The organism is Variovorax gossypii, assembly GCF_003965815.1.
GTDB lineage: Bacteria > Pseudomonadota > Gammaproteobacteria > Burkholderiales > Burkholderiaceae_C > Variovorax > Variovorax gossypii.
The window spans coordinates 807,400-823,399 of the sequence record NZ_RXOE01000002.1 but is presented as its reverse complement, the minus strand read 5'-3'; the positions used below and the strand labels follow the sequence as shown (position 1 = coordinate 823,399).

The following is a 16,000-nucleotide window of genomic DNA, read 5'->3' as shown; positions in this document are numbered from 1 at the left end:
CCCCTTCGACAATGAGGCCCTGGTGGGTGCTGTGCATCGGCCTCGCGCTGGCGGCCGCCGTGCCGTGGATCGCGAGCGAGTTCGTGGCCTCGGTGGCGCTCGGCTGCCTGATGTACATAGCGCTGGCCACGAGCTGGTCGCTGTTCTGCGGCGCCACGCGCTACCTTTCGCTCGCCACCTCGGCCTTCTTCGGACTTGGCGCGTATGCGAGCGCGACGCTGCTCGAAGTGCTGCCCTGGCCGCTGGTGATATTGAGCGGCGCGGCTATCGCGAGCGCGGTGGCGGTGCTGATGGGCGCGGCGGTGCTGCACTTGCGCGGCACCTACTTCGCGGTGCTGACCTTCGGCATGACGGAGCTGATCCGCCATGCCGTGACCTTCGTCGAGAAGCAGGTGTCGGGCACGGTCGGGCGCGTGCTGACGGTGGTGCCGTCGAACGAGACGGTCTACCTCACGGTGCTCGCGATCGCGGGCGCGGCGATCGCCACCGCCCTGCTGGTCAAGCGCAGCCGCTTCGGCCTCGCGCTCTCGGGCATCGGCGCCGACGAGCAGCGCGCGCAGACGCTGGGCGTGGATACGCGCCGCATGAAGGTGATGGGCTTCGCGCTCACCGCCGCCTTCGCCGGCGCGGTCGGTGCGGCCATGGCGGTGCGCTGGACGTACATCGATCCACCCGCAGTGTTCAGCCCCTTCATCGGCTTCCAGACGGTGCTCATCGCGATGATCGGCGGCGCGGCCAGCATCGGCGGACCGGTGGCTGCCGCCATCGTGTTCAGCCTGCTGTCGGAAACGCTGCGGCTGCAGCTGCCCTACGGCTACATGATGGTGCTGGGGCTGCTGCTGATCCTGTGCGTGATGTACCTGCCCAACGGCCTTGCGTCGCTGTGGCGGCGCAAGGCAGCGGAGGCAAGGCCATGAGCAATCGGCAGCAACAACTCCTGCTGGAAGCCCGCGAGCTCACAGTGCGCTTCGGCGGCCTTACTGCGGTCGATGCGGTCAGCGCCACGCTTCATGCGGGCGAGATCGTCGGCATCATCGGGCCGAACGGCGCGGGCAAGACGACCTTCTTCAATGCGATCTCGGGTGTGGTCATGCCCACCTCGGGCACGCTGCTGGTCGAGAACGGCATCGACCTCACGCGCCGCGGTCCGCACCTGTACGCGGCCCACGGCATCGCGCGCACCTTCCAGACGCCACGCGTGATGGCCGACATGACGCTCGAAGACAACGTGCGCTTCGGCATGCAGTTCGCCGGAAGGCACCGCGAGCCCATCTCCGGTCTGGGCAGCACGGGCGAGATCCTCGACATGCTGGGCCTCGGGGGCCTGGCACGGAACGTCGCCGCCGACATCACGCCCTCGCAGCAGCGGCTGCTGGAGATCGGCATGGCGCTCGGCACCCGGCCGCGCGTGCTGCTGCTCGACGAGGTGGCGGCGGGCCTGACAGAAGCCGAGGTCGACGCGATGGCGCGGCGCATCCGCCGGCTGCGCGACGAGCACGGACTCACTGTCGTGTGGATCGAGCACGCGGTGGCCACGCTGCTGAAGTACGTCGAGCGCGTGCTGGTGCTGCACCAGGGCCGCAAGATCGCCGACGGCACGCCGGCGGAGGTGGTGCGCAACGCGGAGGTGGTCGAGGCCTACCTCGGCGACGAGATGGAGGCGACGGCATGAGCGCACAGAACAACAGCCACATGAGCGTGCGCGGGCTGTCGGCCGGCTATCACGGCTTCCAGGTGATTCAGGACATGAGCCTCGACGTGCGGCCCGGCGTGACCGTCGTGCTGGGGCCGAACGGCGCGGGCAAGACCACGCTGCTGAAGGCACTGGCCGGCCTGCTGCCTCGAGCCGGCGAGGTGCTGCTCGACGGCGCGGCGCTGCCATCGGCCGACGCCACGGCCTGCGTGCGGCGCGGCCTTGCGCTGGTGGCCGAGGGGCGCCAGCTCTTTCCGCAGATGACGGTCACCGAGAACCTCGAGCTCGGCGGTTGGCTCATTCCGGCGCGGCTGCGCGCCGAGCGGCTCGCCCGCGCCTTCGAGGACTTTCCGCGCCTGAAGGAACGCGCCGCGCAGCTCGCCGGCACCATGAGCGGCGGCGAGCAGCAGATGGTGGCGGTGGCGCGCGCCATGATGAGCGGGCCGCGCCTGCTGATGCTCGACGAGCCCTCGCTGGGCCTCGCACCGCGCATGGTCGACGAACTGCTTTCCATCGTGCGCCGCATCGCCTCGCAGGGCGTGACGGTGCTGATGGTCGAGCAGAACGTGCGCAAGGCGCTGCAGGCCGCCGACCGCGGCTATGTGCTCGAACGCGGACGCGTCGTGGCCTCGGGCGAAGCGCAGGCGCTGCTGAACTCCGACGCGGTGCGCCAGGCCTACCTGGGCGTCGCCTGATCCGCCCTCTTTCCTTCCTCCCCCTTCTTCCTTCCCTTGTTTGCAAAGGACACCCCATGACCGACATCTCCATGCTCATCGACGGCGAGCGCCGCGCGGCCACCGGCGGCGCGACCTTCGAGCGCCGCAACCCGCTGGACGGTGGCATCGCCACGCGTGCGCCGGCCGCCACGCCGGCCGACGCTGTCGCCGCGGTCGAGGCCGCGCACCGCGCCTTCGCCGCATGGTCGGCCACCGGCCCCAACGAGCGCCGCGCCGCGCTGCTGAAGGCCGCGCACGCGCTTGAGGCGCGCGCCGACGCCTTCGTGCAGGCGATGGCCCACGAGACCGGCGCTTCCGCCCTGTGGGCTGGCTTCAACGTGCATCTGGCGGCCGGCATCCTCACAGAGGCCGCATCGCTCACCACGCAGATCGCCGGCGAAGTGATTCCCTCCGACGTGCCCGGCAGCCTCGCAATGGGCGTGCGGCAGGCGGCGGGCGTGGTAGTCGGCATCGCGCCGTGGAACGCGCCAGTGATCCTCGCCACGCGCGCCATCGCCACGCCGCTGGCCTGCGGCAACACGGTGGTGCTGAAGGGCTCGGAGCTATGCCCGCAGACGCACGCGCTCATCATCGAATCGCTGATCGAGGCCGGCCTGCCCAGGGGCGTCGTCAACTTCGTGACCAACGCCCCCGCCGATGCCGGCGCGGTGGTCGAGGCGATGGTGGCCCACCCTGCCGTGCGGCGCGTCAACTTCACGGGTTCCACGCGCGTGGGCCGGCTGATCGCTCAGACCTGCGCGAAGTACCTCAAGCCCGCCGTGCTCGAACTCGGCGGCAAGGCACCCTTCGTGGTGCTGGACGACGCGGACATCGACGCGGCAGTCAACGCCGCCATCTTCGGCTCCTTCGCCAACTCGGGCCAGATCTGCATGTCGACCGAGCGCATCGTGGTCGACAGCGCGGTGGCCGACGAGTTCGTCTCGAAGTTCGCGGCCCGCGCGCAGGCGCTGCCTCTGGGCGATCCGCGCGAAGGCCCTGTCGTGCTCGGCTCGGTGGTCGACATGAGCACGGTGAAGCGCTGCAACGCGCTCATCGACGACGCGCTGGCCAAGGGCGCGAAGCTGGTGTGTGGCGGCAAGGCCGAGAACACGCTGATGCCCGCCACCGTGCTCGACCACGTGACGCCCGCGATGGAGATCTACCGCGAGGAATCCTTCGCGCCGGTGAAGGCCGTCGTGCGCGTGAATGGCGTGGAGGAAGCCGTGACCATCGCCAACGACAACGAGTTCGGCCTGTCGTCAGCGGTGTTCGGCCGCGACGTGGCGCGCGCATGGAACGTGGCGCAGCGCATCGAGGCCGGCATCTGCCACGTCAACGGCCCCACGGTTCACGACGAGGCGCAGATGCCCTTCGGCGGCGTCAAGGCCTCGGGCTACGGCCGCTTCGGCGGGCGCGCGGGCGTGGAGGCCTTCACGGAGCTGCGCTGGATCACGGTGCAGACCACGCCGCGCCACTACCCTTTCTGAGCGGGCGCGTTCAGCTCGCGAGAAAGTCCGGCTGGCGGAACTTCTTCTCGAGGAACTGCCCGTTCGCCACCAGCGCAGCGGCATCGCTCGAAGCCACGTTGGCGACGATCTCGCGCAGCTTGGCGTCGAGCAGGCCGAGCTGCTCGCCCAGCAGCTGGCGCGCGGTCTTGCCGTCCTTCACTGCATGCGTGATGCGAAAGGCCGGCGGCAGCGCGACGTAGTTGGCGAGCGTCTCGGGCAGGTAGCGCAGCACGGTCTCGCGCACGGTGAACAAGTCGTCGCCATGCGAGCCCGCGCCCACCAGGCGCGGCAGCACCTCGCCCACCGAGCCGCGCACGTTGTCGAGGCTCTTGCGCATGTCCTCGGTGAGGTGCGGCTGGGCTTGCGCGACCACGTGATCGAGGCGCTCCAGCGTCTGCTCGACGCTGAGGCTGTCCTCGATGCGACGCTCCAGCTCGGGCGCCTTGCGGCCCAGCAGGCAGCCGGCCACGTACAGGCCGGCGGTGATGAGCAGCCAGCCCTTGTCGATGACACCAGCGAAAAGCAGCGCCGGCCCGAGGAGTGCCAGCGCGCAGCCCAGGATGTTGCCGTTGCCGTAGAGGAACAGCAGCGCGCGCAGCTTCAGCGAACGCCGGGGCATCACTGGTAGCCCCGGATTTCCTTGAACACCTGCCCGAGCTGCAGCTTGCGGCCGTCGAACTCGCGCCCGCCCGAGAGCTGCGCGATCTCCTGCATCTCGCCCACGTTGGCCTCGCCGAAGAGGATGGGGAAGATGCGCGCGGGCACGCCGCCCGAGGCATAGCGGTCGCGGAACTCGCGCAGCTTCAGGCCCGAGTTGTTCTCGCCGTCGGTCAGCAGGACGATGCTCACGAAGCGGTCGGGCTCGCGCTGCTGCTCCTTGCGAGCCAGGTCCTCGGCCGCGGCCAGCGCGGAGTAGATGGCGGTGCCGCCGTTGGCCGACATTCCATCGGCCAGCCGGCGCAGCTCCTCGCGCGCGGCGGCGATGTGGTCGGCGTCGAAGCGCACCCACACCGGCTCCTGCACGTCGGTGGCGAAGGTGATGAGCACCACGCGCTCGCGGCTCTGGAAGGCGCTGTAGCGTGCGCTCGCGGTGGCGGACTCGTCGGCGCCCGAGAGCAGCTTGAGCGCCTCGCGCATCGACGCCAGGCGCTTGCCGGCCATCGAGCCGCTGAGGTCGAGCACGAAGATCGAGGTGGCGGGCTTGCGCCATTGCGACTGGTAGGTGCCGAGCACCGCATCGATCACCTCCAGCCGGTTGGGAAAGCCCAGCTCGGCCACGGCGGCGGTGGGCAGCGCGGCGACGGCCGCGACCTCGGGGTTGGCGGGGCGCAGGAAGGCGGCCGAGAGCGCATCGCGCTGGAACGGTGCAGCCTTCAGGGTGCCGACGAGCTTCGTGTACGCATCGCGCTTGTCGGCGTTGAGCAGCATCAGCGGGTAGTCGGCCGAGATCATGCCGTCGCGCGGGTAGATCAGCGTGAGCCTGTCGGCCGCGGGCAGCTTCTCGTTGGCGCGCAGGATCACCGCTTCGTAGTTGACCATCGCGTCGATGGCGGACGGGTCTTTCGCATAGGCGTCGGCCAGCCAGCCCGAGCTGCCGGCCGTGAGCTTCTGGCCCGAGAGGAAGGCCTTGAGCGTCTTTTCGTCGACGTCCTGAGCCGTCAGGTCTTCGGTCTTGCCGGCCAGTGCCGAGGCCACGGCGAACAACGCGCTCATGCCGGTGTTGGAGCTGGTGGCGTTGGTCATGCCGTAGCGCAGTTGTCCGGCGCCGGCTGCCTTGGCGATCTCGGCCCAGCCGGGCGCCTTCTTGTTCCACCCGAGCTGCGCGGCCTTGGCGCTCTTCACGCCGAGCGCGATGCGCGAATAGAAGAGCTTGTCGCGCGCCAGCGGCTTGATCTGCAGCGCAAGCGCAGGGTACGCGCCGTTGGGCGGCAGGATCGCGTCGAAGCGCTCACCGGCGTTGATGCGTTCGACGATGTCGAGCGTGCCGGCGTAGGAGAGCTTCACGTCCACGCCGGCCGACTGCGCGGCCGCGACGATGGGGGCTTCGAGGTCCTTGAGTTCCGAGCCGGCAAGGATGGTGAAGACGGCACTGGCTGCCGGAGCCGGTGCGGCGTTCGTGACCTGTGCCGGCTCCTCCTTGCCGCATGCCACGAGGCCCAGTGCCAGGGCCGCCAGCAGCATCAGCCGCGACAACAGGCTCACAGTGCGACCTCGCCGCGCGGCGACTGCAGCGCCTCGGTGGTTTCCTGCCGGCGCACGCGGTCGAGGTAGGTGCGGCTCTTCTCGACTTCGCTGCTCAGCGTGTCCACCGTGGTCTGCATGGAATCGAGCGCCCGGCTCTTGAAGTCGGCGATCGTGTCCATGGTCTGGTAGATGTTGGCGAAGGCCTGCTGCAGCTTGGCGATCTCGATGGTGCTGGAGGCCGCCTGCTGGTGGATGGCGCTGCTCTGGTCGCGCAGCATCTCGCTGGTGCTGGCGATGAGGTTGCCGGTGGTCGCGTTGAGCGCGCTGATCTGGTCGAGCACCAGCTTCTGGTTGGACAGCGCCTGCGCCACGATGACGGCGGTGCGCAGCGCGGCCACGGTGGTGGTGGTGGCGCGGTCCACGCCCTTCATCAACTCCAGGTTGTTCTTGCGGATCATGTCCAGCGCGAGGTAGCCCTGGATGTTCACCGCGAGCTGCGTCAGCAGGTCGGTGACCTTCTGGCGCGAATAGAACAGCATCTCCTCGCGGATCACGCGGGCCTTCTCGGGGTCGGTGGCTTCCAGCGCGCGGGCCTTGGCGTCGAGCTGCCCGTCGAGGGCCTTGCCGATGTGCACGTACTTCTCGAGCCGCTCCATCAGCGTCCAGAGATTGACCTTCTCCTGCTCGATCGCGGTGTTGTCGCGCAGCAGCTCGTCCTTGCCGCGCTTGAGCGACTCGATGATGGCGTTGAGGTGCGTCTGCGACGACTGGTAGCGCTCGAAGTAGGCGATCAGCTTGTTGCCCAGCGGGATGAGGCCCAGCAGCTTGCGCGCGGAGAACAGGTCGCCCTGCTTCGAGGGATCGAGGTCTTCCACCTGGTGGCGCAGGTCGATGAGCGACTGGCCGATCTGCGCGCCCTTGTCGAACAGGCCGTTGCGCAGCGAGCCCACGGGGCGGTCGAGCATGCGGTTGGAGACCGACGCCGAAGCCTCGATGTCCTTGCTGCCCATCGAATGGATGCGCTCCACCGCTTCCTTGAACTGCGGGTGCTGGCTGTCGTGCGCGGTGATGTCCTCGATGAAGCGCGCCACCTGCGCGTCGAGCTCGGCCACGTCTTCGGGCTTCAGGCGCACCTTGCCGCTGGCCGACTCGACCGGCACCGGCGCCACGGGCGCGGGCGGCTCCAGCGTGAAGGCCTGCGGGGGCTGGAGGTCGATGGGAGCGGATGCGGTGACTGTCGTGGTGGTGGTGACGGGTGCGTTCATGGTGTTCCTGTGTTCGTTCACTTGAAGCGGGCTTCGATGCCCGTGGTCATTCGTTCGAGCCACTCGAAGCTCGGCGGATCGATCACGTCGACCAGCACCTCGGGCACCTTCACGCCGCGCGCGGCCCAGGTCTCGGGGCCCTTGGTGTCGCCGCCGGTGCGGTAGCCGTATTCGTGCGCGAGCTCGCGCAGGGTCGGGTCGTTCTCCAGCGCCGCACCGAGGCGCGCGCCGCCGGGCGTGTAAGGCACCAGCACGTGCTTCGAATAGACGGTCGGCTTGGGGTAGAGCAGCACCATGTCGCTCTTGAGGCGGTCGGGGTTCTTCAGCCAGAACTCGACCATCTGCGACTCGTAGGCCACCAGCAGCGGCGCCTTGCCCATGCCGAGCGCGAGGTAGTCCTCGAAGGGGCCGGCCGACGACTGCTCCTGGAAGCCCTGGCGCAGGAAGAGCGGTGCGACCACCGGCATGACGCGGTCCACGTCTTCCTGGCTCTGCACGATCTGCTGGCTGTTGGCGAGGTAGCTCGCGAGCGCGAGGTACATCGCCGCCGAGTTGGAGGTGCGCACGTCGGTCGAGTTGATGAGCATCGACTTGCTGGTGGAGAAGGCGCTGCTGGCCTTGAGCTCCTTCCAGCGCGTGCCCTTCTCGATCATGGCCATGAGGCCGGGCAGGTCGACCACGTAGTAGAAGTCGCCCTGCTTCTGCGCGATGCCGTTGGACACGAGGATCTCGGCGATCGGCCGCCAGCTGGCCAGCACGATGGGCGTGTAGAACGGATTGAAGACGTTCGGCGCCTTGGCCAGCGTCTTGAGCTGCGCCGCTGCCGGAGCGCCCGAGGGAAAGCCGAAGTCGAACTTGCTGGCGTCGTAGCGGCTGGCGATGGCGCGCGAGCCGGCCTTCTCGACGGTGACGGTGATGCCCTGCGCGGCCAGTGCCTTTTGCACGCGCGGGTCGGCGAAGAAGGTTTCTTTTTCGGAGCCGATCAGGCCACGCAGGGTGACCTGCTTTTCCTGTTCGATACGGGCCGCCGTTGCGGTGGCCGATTCATCGTGCAGGCGGGTGTTCGAATACCAGACGCCGGCCCCGACCGCGGCCAGCAGGACGACGGCCAGCGCTGGTGCGATCAGCTTGCGGATTTCCAAATCTCATGCTCCTCGCCCCCTGTGCGCGGGGGTCGAGAAACATACTAACTACTGAATATGACGGTTTATGACAGTCAGATGTCGGCAGCGATCTCGCGGGTGATGCGCAGGAACTTCTCGATGTCGCCGACCGAATTGCAGTGCAGCGGCGACACGCGCACCGTGCCCTCGAGTCCGAAGGATTCGAGCATGCGCTTCGAGTAGATGCTGCTCGCCACGCGCTCGTAGACCGTCACGCCGCGCTTCGCGTACTCGACGACGGCCTGCGTGCAGTCGATGCGGTCGAAGCCGATGCCCAGGATCAGGTCGCGCTTGCTCAGGTCCTCGTAGTCGAGGAAGACGTTGACGCCCTCGAGCTTGCGCATGCCCGTTGCGTTCTCGTTGCCGTCGAGCAGCACCGAGAGCAGCGCACGCTCGTGCAGCTCGATGTGCGTGATGCCCGCGACGAACAGCGCGCGGCGATCGGTGGCATGGGTGGCGTCGATGAAATGCCCACCGAGCCAGCACACGTAGTCGACGATTTCCGTGAGCACCGCGAACTGCCACGGCGCAGAGCTGCCCAGGTCCCAGTAGTCGGGCTTCTTGCCCGCGAGCTTGTGGTGCGGCAGCACGGCCGCGCGCTCCGACACCCATGACAGCCCCGAGCCCCGGCAGCCGAAGAACTTGTAGGGCGCGATGTTGATGCCGTCCACCGGCGCCTTCTGCAGGTCGATGAGGCCGTGCGGCGCATGCTGCACGGCGTCCACCAGGATGTAGAGGTCGGGCTTGATCTCGCGCGCGCGGCGCACGATGGCTTCCATGTCGAGCTTGGCGCCCGAGATGTTCGACGCGTGGATCACGTTGAGCAGGCAGGTGTCCTTGTCGACCAGCCGCACGATCTCGTCCACGTCCACGCCGCCGGTGACGGGGTTGCTCTTGGCCACGCGCAGCTCGCGGCCCAGGCGCTGGGCATAGAGGCTCATCGCGTCGAAGGCCGAGGGATGCTCGAGCACGGTCGTGACCATGTTCGTGCCCGGCACGTTCTCGGCGATGGCGCGCACCATGTCGAACATGGCGCCCGAGGCTGTGAGCGATGCGTACACGCTGCCGCCCGTGGCGTTGAGGATGGTGCGCAGGTCGGCGCAGCCCTTCGCCTGGATCTGCTGCAGCTCGACGGCCGTGGCGTGGATGCGCTCGGCATTGTCGGGAATGGCGTCGACCTGCGCGAAGCGCTCGGCCGCGGCCTTCAGGCGGAACGAGCCGCCGGCGTTGTCGAAGTAAAGGCGTTCGCGGCCATGGTGGTCATGGTCGACCTGCAGGAAGCGCGCCTTCACCTCGCGCATCAGCGCGTCCGAGAAAGCCAGCCCGCGGGGATGGTTGGAAGACAGCTTGGAATCCATCGTTCAAACGCCCTTGTTGTTCGGGTTCTTGTAGATCTCGCGCACCGCGTCCGTCATCGGGAAATTGAGGTTCGCGTTCTTCGGCGGGATCGGCGAGAGGAACCACTTGGTGTAGAGCTGCTCGATGGCGCCCGACTTCATCAGGCCGTTGACAGTCTCGTCCACCAGCGCCTTGAACTGCGGGTCGTCCTTGCGCAGCATGATCCCGTAGGGCTCCTGGCGCAGCGACTCCTTGAGGATCTTGTAGTCGCCGGGGTTGGTCGAGCTGGCGATCATGCCGGCGAGCTGCACGTCGTCGAGCACGTAGGCGTCGGCGCGTCCGGTGGACAGCAGCAGGAAGCCATCGGAGGTGTCCTTGCCCGCGATCTCGTTGACTTCGATGGTGCCGCTCTTGCGCGCGCCGCGCAGCAGCTGGATCGAGGTGCTGCCCGAGACGGTGGCCACGTTCTTGCCGTTGAGGTCGGCGAGGGTGTTGATGCCCGAGGCCTTCTTCACGGCGGCGGTGATGTTGGTCACGAAGTGGCTGGGCGCGAAGTCGACCTGCTGCTGGCGCTGCGTGGTGTTGGTGGTGGTCGCGCAGTCGAGGTCGACGGTGCCGTTCTGCAGCAGCGGGATGCGGTTGGTCGAGTTGAGCATCGTGTAGCGCACGTCGATCTTCGCGAGGCCCAGCTTGGCCTTCACGGCGTCGACGATCTTCAGGCAGATGTCGTTGGTGAAGCCGATGGGCGCGCTGTCGGCGCTGAGCTTGTACGAGAACGGGATCTGGCTGTCGCGCGCGCCGATCTGGATCGTGCCGCTGTCCTTGATCTTCTGCAGCGTGCCGCCGTCCTGGGCGCTGGCGGCGCCGCAGGCGAAGGCGATGGCAAGTCCGAGCGCGAGGGGCAGTTTCTTGAAGTCCATGGCGGGTTCCTTGAAGGGTCGGTGAGGTGGTTCCGGCGAATCTTCGGCCTCGCCATCAATTTCCAAAAGCGATTTTTTGTGATCGAATCACATGAGAAAAAGCGTTCTTTTGGAGACAGCTTCCCGTGATGACCTTCAAGCAGCTCGAAGCCCTGTACTGGATCGCCCGTCTCGGCGGCTTCGCGCAGGCGGCCAACCAGCTCCACACCTCGCAGTCGGCCATCTCCAAGCGGGTGCACGAGCTCGAGCAGCTGTTCGAGACCGAACTCTTCGACCGCAGCCAGCGCACCGCCCGCCTCACCGAGAAGGGCGAAGAGATGTTCGTGCTCGCCCGCAAGCTGCTGGAGCAGCGCGACGCAGCCATCGAGCAGTTCGGCAAGCCGGGCGTAGTGGAGCGGCGCATCCGCCTCGGCGTGACCGAGCTGACGGCGATGACCTGGCTGCCGCGGCTGGTCGGGCTGATCCAGCAGCACTATCCCAAGGTGATCCTCGAGCCCGACGTGGACGACAGCCTTCAGCTGCGCGACAAGCTGCTGGCCGACGAGCTCGACCTCGTCATCGTGCCCGAGACCTTCGCCGACTCGCGCCTGCCGAACAAGGTCATCGGCCAGGTGAGGAGCGCGTGGATGTGCAAGCCCGGCGTGGTGCCGGCCAACAGCAGCGCAGGCGCCACGATGCGGCTGCACGAGCTGGCGCGCCACCGCATGCTGGTGCAGGGCAACAACTCGGGCACCGGCCGTGCCTACGACGCGTGGATGAAGGAACAGGGCGTGCAGCCCGCCAACGTGATCGTGGTGAGCAACCTCGTGGCGCTGACCGGCCTCACCGTGTCGGGCCTGGGCGTGAGCTACCTGCCGCGCGAATGCCTGCAGCCGCTGGTGGCGGCCGGCATGCTCGCGGTGATCGACGTGACGCCGGCACTGCCCGTGGTGCGCTACGTGGCGATGCACAAGGGCGAGCACCGCAGCGCGCTCACCTCGTCGATCGTGATGCTGGCGCAGGAGTGCTGCGACTTCGCATCGATGTTCCAGGCCTAGGCGGAAGCTGCGGCCAGCGCGACAACCTGTTGCACCAGGCGCGCGACGGTGGCAGTCTGCGCGGACACGCCCTGCGGCGCGGGCGAGGTGACGGCTGTTGCCACCACGAGGCGCAGCGACGGCACGAGCAGCGCGAACTGTCCGCCATAGCCCCATCCCCAGGCAACCTCGCGGCCGTCGAGCATGCCCGTGAACCAGAGGTAGCCGTAGCCCGTGTCGCTGATCGGAGGATTGCGCCATTGCGCCGGGCCATGACGGCGCGTGCTGTCGGCGACCCAGTCGGCTGGCACCACCTGCACTCCCTCCCAGCGGCCGCCGTCGGCCATGGTCCACGCCAGCTTTGCAAGATCGCGTGTGCGAAGGCTCAGGCCCATGTAGGCCGTCGCGTGGCCGGACTTGTCATGGCGCCACATGAAGCGCTCGATGCCGAGCGGTGCGAACAGGTCGCGCTTCGCGACTTCGGCAACCGGCATGCCGTGGGCACGCTCGAGGATCGGCGTGAGCAGCGACACGGCCGCGTCGTTGTATGACCAGGTGCCGGACTCGGTGCCGTCGCCCTTGAGGCTCAGAACATAGGCGGTGGGGTCGGGTGCCGAGAACAGTGGCCCCATCTGCGTGCGCCAGTCGTAGGCCAGGCCCGTGGTGCCGGTGAGAATCTGGCTCAACGTGACCTTGGCGGCTGGCGAGTCAGGAGCCTTGCTCGCAGCCTCGGGCAGTAGCTCTGCCACAGTCTGCAAGACGCTCTGGATTTTCCCCTGCTGCAGCGCCTGGCCCACAAGCATCGAGCAGGCGCTCTTGGTCGACGAGTTGATCGCCAACAGGTCGTTTGCGGATGCACCGGCGTAGTAGCTCTCGCCGAGCAGCACGCCGTTGCGCACGACGACGATGGCGCGCAGCGCGGGCACGGCGGTGCTTGCATGGGTCAGCAGCTTCTCAAGCTCTTCGCCCGACATGCGCGGGGCTTCCGCACTGCCGGGCTTCCAGTCGGCGTAAGCGGCGCCCAACAGCGTGGCGCTGCCCGCGAAGACAAGGCTTCTTCGAAAATTCATCGGGTCGTCTCCTCCATGCGTTCGCGCACGAAATCGGCTATTTGCGATGCCACCTCTTCCGGGGTGCCATCGTTGAGGAATCGCACGCACCGCAGGGCCATGAACACCGGAAAGCGCTGGCGTATGCGCGCTTCTTCGCTGGCCCTGTTGCCCGGCAGGTAAGGCCTGGACAACTGTCGCTGGACAATGGCTTCGACGCAAGGCTCCAGCTCGAAAGACGGGAGCAGCAGCACGGTCAGCGCGTTGCGCTCCACTTCGCTGCGAATCTGCGCATAGCGCACATCCAGGTCGGTCGGGTACGTCATAAAACCGGACGACAGCGCGTAGACGGTCGGCACCGTGAAAACACTGCTCGTGTCGATATGCAGGGCTAGGTTGCGCCTCGCGTAGCCGGCATAGCCGTGCGCCGCGATGCAGCCGGCGATATCGCCCTCACGCGACATGAACTCCCGGTCGAGGTCCACGAACGCCCAGTCGAGTCGTTGCGCAAGCTCGAGCCCGACGGTTGTCTTGCCGGCCCCACCGGGACCAACGAGTTGAACGACGGGGATTTCTTCTGGCATGAATCGCTCAGAGCGAGACGAATGCCGCTCCCAGTAGCGCCACCGCCGCGACGATGGACGCCAGCGCACCGACCATGTTTCCGAGGTAGACGAGCCTTCCCAGCCCCACCACGCCGTCGGACGACAGGCCGCGCTGCCCCGAGATGGCCGCCAGCGGCGTCGACACGCAGAAGCCGTAAGCCGACACGATCAGCGCGATGGCGATGAGCCACAGCAGCCACGCCGGAGCCGAAAGCGAAGACAGCACGGCTGCCGTCGCGAACATCAGGGTCGCGCCAATGGGCAGGCTCAGGTGCGCGACGCGCCACGAGTTGACGATGTGCGCGGCGGCCTCCCGCTTGATCGCCTTCGCATAGGGCGCGCCCAGCAGCAATCCGAACAGGAGGACGATGGCACCGTGGAAGACGAGGTGGCGCGCGGCGGCGTGCATGGATTCAGAAGGGTGAGGAGCAGCGGTGGGAGCTGCATCCTACCGAGCCGGAATTGCTCCGGCCCGCCTGGCCGCGCGGGAAAGCGGCTTCAGCCGCCGTCGCCGACGGGGGAAAGATCCGGGTGCATTTGCTGCAGTGCCAGCGACAGCCGCACTACCCGTTCGCGCGCGCCCGGCTCGCCCCGGGCAAGCGCGCCCAAGGCTGCTTCGTAGTCGTCAGTGAGCTGTTGCCACAGCTCGAAATCGGCGCCAAGGCCTTCAGCGTCCTTGTCCATCTTTGCTCCATCAGGAATTTCGACGGCCGGTAATTGCGCCAGTTTGACTCATTTTTGCCGGGAGCGTTAGAACTTTAGAGGTCTTGGGGTTATAGCCACCCAAATACTGCGGCCCGGGGTCCGGCTGCGTCGGCCAGTGATCTAAGGGTTCATCCGATGAAAGTATTTTTCAATCAAGCCAAGAATTCGCACCGCAAGGCCGAGGAAATGCTGTTTTCATCTGAAAAATGGATCATATAAGAAAAAACATTTCAGTTTTTCGTTGGCCGGCGAACCCATTCGTCGCAAGACACCCATCGGAAAGTGCCCATGACCATCACCGTGACGCGCCAGGACGCCCGCTACAACACCCTGAAAAAGGGTTTCAACCTGCGATGGCCCGCCACGGAGTCGGATGCGGCCTCGCGCATCGAGCTGGCGGAAAGCGCCGGCGATGCCGCTGCCGCGCTGCAGCGCATCGTCGACGCGGGCCTGCGCCCCACGCTGCGCAGCGGCGGGCATTGCTATGAAGACTTCGTCTCCAACAACCCCGACGGCGCCATCCTCGACCTGAGCCTGCTCAACCAGGCCGACGCGGCCTCGAGGAGCGACGGCCGCTTCCGCGTCGGCCCCGGCACCCAGAACTGGAACGAGTACCTCGACCTGTATAAGCGCAGCAACGTCACGCTGCCCGGCGGCTCCTGCTATTCGGTGGGCGCCGGCGGCCACATCTGCGGCGGGGGCTACGGGCTGCTGTCGCGGCTGCAGGGGCTCACGGTCGACTGGCTCTCGGCGGTCGACATCCTCACGGTGGACAACCGCGGCAAGGTGGTGCCGCGCACCGTCGACGCGAACCGCGACCCCGACCTGTTCCGCGCCTGCCGCGGCGCGGGCGGCGGCAACTTCGGCGCGATCACCAGCTACGTGTTCGACAAGCTGCCGACGGCCCCGCGAGAGGTCGCGCTGGCGGTGGTGGCCTTCGACTGGGCCAGCATGACGCCCGAGCGCTTCACCGCCCTGCTCACCACCTACGGAGACTACTGGGCGACGCGCGGCAAGTCGCCCGACACCTGGGGCATGTTCTCGCTGCTGAAGCTCACGCACCGCTCGGCCGGCCAGATCGTGATGCTCACGCAGTTCTGCAACCCCGACGGCACCTGCAACGACCTGACGGTGCTCAACGATTTTCTCGACCGCTTCCGCGCCTGCGCGCCGGTGCCCGCCAAGGGCCGCGCGCCCGGCGTGGGCCCGGCTCCGCAGCGCGACGCGGGCCAGTTGCTGTGCTCCAAGCCGCACACCGTGACGCGCTACGACTGGCTCACCGCCACCCAGTACCTCAACGGCTCGGGCGACAACCAGCGCGGCAAGTACAAGTCGGCCTACATGAAGCAGAACTTCAGCGCCCGCGAGGCGCAGCGCATCTACACCCATCTCACGCGCACCATCGCCGGCGTCGACCTGAGCCAGTCGCTGGTGCAGGTCGATTCGTACGGCGGCGCCGTCAACAGACCCGAGCGCATCGCCGACACCGCCGTGCCGCAGCGCGCCTCGATCATGAAGCTGCAGTACCAGACCTACTGGCGCAGCGCGAAGGACGACGCCGGCCACCTGCGCTGGATCGGCGACTTCTACCGCGACGTGTACGGCACGCCCGACGTGCCCGAGCGCCGCGCCGGCACGCCCTACCCGGGCGAGCGCTACGAAGGCTGCTACATCAACTACCCCGACAACGACATGCTGGCCTACCCCTTCTGGCCGCAGCTCTACTACGGCGACCAGGGGCTCTACGACTTCCTGCGCAAGGTGAAGCGCCGCTACGACCCGAACAACATCTTCCACCACGCGATGTCGGTGCGCCCGTGACGCGATCCCAACCAGAG

The 16,000-nt window shown here is 67.6% G+C and carries 16 protein-coding genes; 6 read left to right on the top strand and 10 right to left on the bottom strand.

The genetic code is table 11. From position 1 onward, the window contains the following. Positions 1-11: 11 nt before the first annotated feature. The 4 genes from EJP69_RS11450 to EJP69_RS11435 are packed head-to-tail and all read left to right on the top strand — an operon-like array spanning position 12 to position 3,896. On the top strand, positions 12-917 hold the full coding sequence (locus tag EJP69_RS11450) for a branched-chain amino acid ABC transporter permease (protein ID WP_170217092.1): 906 nt from the start codon (positions 12-14) through the stop codon (positions 915-917). Then, positions 914-1,672, top strand: a complete 759-nt coding sequence (locus EJP69_RS11445) for an ABC transporter ATP-binding protein (RefSeq protein ID WP_126470159.1) — start codon at positions 914-916, stop codon at positions 1,670-1,672. The genes EJP69_RS11450 and EJP69_RS11445 overlap by 4 nt, the downstream gene beginning before the upstream one ends. Next, positions 1,669-2,388 (top strand): ABC transporter ATP-binding protein, encoded by a 720-nt coding sequence (locus tag EJP69_RS11440; RefSeq protein WP_093299878.1) that lies wholly within the window; start codon positions 1,669-1,671, stop codon positions 2,386-2,388. The genes EJP69_RS11445 and EJP69_RS11440 overlap by 4 nt, the downstream gene beginning before the upstream one ends. Positions 2,389-2,444: 56 nt before the next feature. Further along, on the top strand, positions 2,445-3,896 hold the full coding sequence (locus EJP69_RS11435) for an aldehyde dehydrogenase (protein WP_126470157.1): 1,452 nt from the start codon (positions 2,445-2,447) through the stop codon (positions 3,894-3,896). Positions 3,897-3,906: 10 nt separating this feature from the next. Here EJP69_RS11435 and EJP69_RS11430 read toward each other — a convergent pair whose 3' ends face one another. The 6 genes from EJP69_RS11430 to EJP69_RS11405 form a co-directional block, all read right to left on the bottom strand. After that, positions 3,907-4,536, bottom strand: coding sequence for a hypothetical protein (locus tag EJP69_RS11430; RefSeq protein WP_126470155.1), 630 nt, complete (start codon positions 4,534-4,536; stop codon positions 3,907-3,909). Beyond that, the gene (locus tag EJP69_RS11425) at positions 4,536-6,119 is read right to left on the bottom strand and encodes a vWA domain-containing protein (protein WP_240652116.1); all 1,584 of its coding nucleotides are present in this window, start codon (positions 6,117-6,119) and stop codon (positions 4,536-4,538) included. The genes EJP69_RS11430 and EJP69_RS11425 overlap by 1 nt, the downstream gene beginning before the upstream one ends. Next, positions 6,116-7,366 (bottom strand): toxic anion resistance protein, encoded by a 1,251-nt coding sequence (locus EJP69_RS11420; protein WP_126470153.1) that lies wholly within the window; start codon positions 7,364-7,366, stop codon positions 6,116-6,118. Before EJP69_RS11420 ends, EJP69_RS11425 begins: the two co-directional genes overlap by 4 nt. Before the next feature lie 17 nt (positions 7,367-7,383). After that, positions 7,384-8,508: a hypothetical protein gene (locus EJP69_RS11415; RefSeq protein WP_126470151.1), complete on the bottom strand. Its 1,125-nt coding sequence runs from the start codon at positions 8,506-8,508 to the stop codon at positions 7,384-7,386. A 74-nt stretch (positions 8,509-8,582) separates the two neighbouring features. Then, positions 8,583-9,887: an aminotransferase class V-fold PLP-dependent enzyme gene (locus EJP69_RS11410; RefSeq protein WP_126470149.1), complete on the bottom strand. Its 1,305-nt coding sequence runs from the start codon at positions 9,885-9,887 to the stop codon at positions 8,583-8,585. A 3-nt stretch (positions 9,888-9,890) separates the two neighbouring features. Continuing rightward, positions 9,891-10,787: a transporter substrate-binding domain-containing protein gene (locus EJP69_RS11405; RefSeq protein ID WP_126470147.1), complete on the bottom strand. Its 897-nt coding sequence runs from the start codon at positions 10,785-10,787 to the stop codon at positions 9,891-9,893. Positions 10,788-10,915: 128 nt separating this feature from the next. Here EJP69_RS11405 and EJP69_RS11400 point away from each other — a divergent pair, with 128 nt between their 5' ends. Continuing rightward, a complete protein-coding gene (locus tag EJP69_RS11400) occupies positions 10,916-11,824 on the top strand; it encodes a LysR family transcriptional regulator (protein WP_126471077.1) in 909 nt (302 codons plus the stop codon). Here the strand turns inward: EJP69_RS11400 and EJP69_RS11395 are convergent. From EJP69_RS11395 to EJP69_RS11380, 4 genes are all read right to left on the bottom strand, one after another. Beyond that, positions 11,821-12,873, bottom strand: a complete 1,053-nt coding sequence (locus EJP69_RS11395; protein WP_126470145.1) for a serine hydrolase domain-containing protein — start codon at positions 12,871-12,873, stop codon at positions 11,821-11,823. The two genes, EJP69_RS11400 and EJP69_RS11395, sit on opposite strands and share 4 nt — an antisense overlap. After that, complete coding sequence (locus EJP69_RS11390) at positions 12,870-13,436, bottom strand: shikimate kinase (RefSeq protein WP_126470143.1); 567 nt, start codon at positions 13,434-13,436, stop codon at positions 12,870-12,872. Before EJP69_RS11390 ends, EJP69_RS11395 begins: the two co-directional genes overlap by 4 nt. 7 nt (positions 13,437-13,443) lie before the next feature. After that, positions 13,444-13,866, bottom strand: a complete 423-nt coding sequence (locus tag EJP69_RS11385) for a styrene oxide isomerase (RefSeq protein ID WP_126470141.1) — start codon at positions 13,864-13,866, stop codon at positions 13,444-13,446. Positions 13,867-13,955: 89 nt separating this feature from the next. Continuing rightward, positions 13,956-14,141, bottom strand: a complete 186-nt coding sequence (locus EJP69_RS11380; RefSeq protein WP_093196264.1) for a hypothetical protein — start codon at positions 14,139-14,141, stop codon at positions 13,956-13,958. 309 nt (positions 14,142-14,450) lie between these two features. On the opposite strand from EJP69_RS11380, the gene EJP69_RS11375 reads away from it, so the two are divergent. Continuing rightward, positions 14,451-15,983: an FAD-binding oxidoreductase gene (locus tag EJP69_RS11375; RefSeq protein ID WP_126470139.1), complete on the top strand. Its 1,533-nt coding sequence runs from the start codon at positions 14,451-14,453 to the stop codon at positions 15,981-15,983. The last annotated feature ends 17 nt before the right edge of the window (positions 15,984-16,000 follow it).

What these genes read in the sequence shown, in the direction of transcription:
- EJP69_RS11450 (WP_170217092.1), top strand. Translation starts at nt 12, where the DNA reads ATGAGGCCCTGGTGGGTGCTGTGCATCGGCCTCGCGCTGGCGGCCGCC.
- EJP69_RS11445 (WP_126470159.1), top strand. Translation starts at nt 914, where the DNA reads ATGAGCAATCGGCAGCAACAACTCCTGCTGGAAGCCCGCGAGCTCACA.
- EJP69_RS11440 (WP_093299878.1), top strand. Translation starts at nt 1,669, where the DNA reads ATGAGCGCACAGAACAACAGCCACATGAGCGTGCGCGGGCTGTCGGCC.
- EJP69_RS11435 (WP_126470157.1), top strand. Translation starts at nt 2,445, where the DNA reads ATGACCGACATCTCCATGCTCATCGACGGCGAGCGCCGCGCGGCCACC.
- EJP69_RS11430 (WP_126470155.1), bottom strand. Translation starts at nt 4,536, where the DNA reads ATGCCCCGGCGTTCGCTGAAGCTGCGCGCGCTGCTGTTCCTCTACGGC.
- EJP69_RS11420 (WP_126470153.1), bottom strand. Translation starts at nt 7,366, where the DNA reads ATGAACGCACCCGTCACCACCACCACGACAGTCACCGCATCCGCTCCC.
- EJP69_RS11410 (WP_126470149.1), bottom strand. Translation starts at nt 9,887, where the DNA reads ATGGATTCCAAGCTGTCTTCCAACCATCCCCGCGGGCTGGCTTTCTCG.
- EJP69_RS11405 (WP_126470147.1), bottom strand. Translation starts at nt 10,787, where the DNA reads ATGGACTTCAAGAAACTGCCCCTCGCGCTCGGACTTGCCATCGCCTTC.
- EJP69_RS11400 (WP_126471077.1), top strand. Translation starts at nt 10,916, where the DNA reads ATGACCTTCAAGCAGCTCGAAGCCCTGTACTGGATCGCCCGTCTCGGC.
- EJP69_RS11395 (WP_126470145.1), bottom strand. Translation starts at nt 12,873, where the DNA reads ATGAATTTTCGAAGAAGCCTTGTCTTCGCGGGCAGCGCCACGCTGTTG.
- EJP69_RS11390 (WP_126470143.1), bottom strand. Translation starts at nt 13,436, where the DNA reads ATGCCAGAAGAAATCCCCGTCGTTCAACTCGTTGGTCCCGGTGGGGCC.
- EJP69_RS11385 (WP_126470141.1), bottom strand. Translation starts at nt 13,866, where the DNA reads ATGCACGCCGCCGCGCGCCACCTCGTCTTCCACGGTGCCATCGTCCTC.
- EJP69_RS11380 (WP_093196264.1), bottom strand. Translation starts at nt 14,141, where the DNA reads ATGGACAAGGACGCTGAAGGCCTTGGCGCCGATTTCGAGCTGTGGCAA.
- EJP69_RS11375 (WP_126470139.1), top strand. Translation starts at nt 14,451, where the DNA reads ATGACCATCACCGTGACGCGCCAGGACGCCCGCTACAACACCCTGAAA.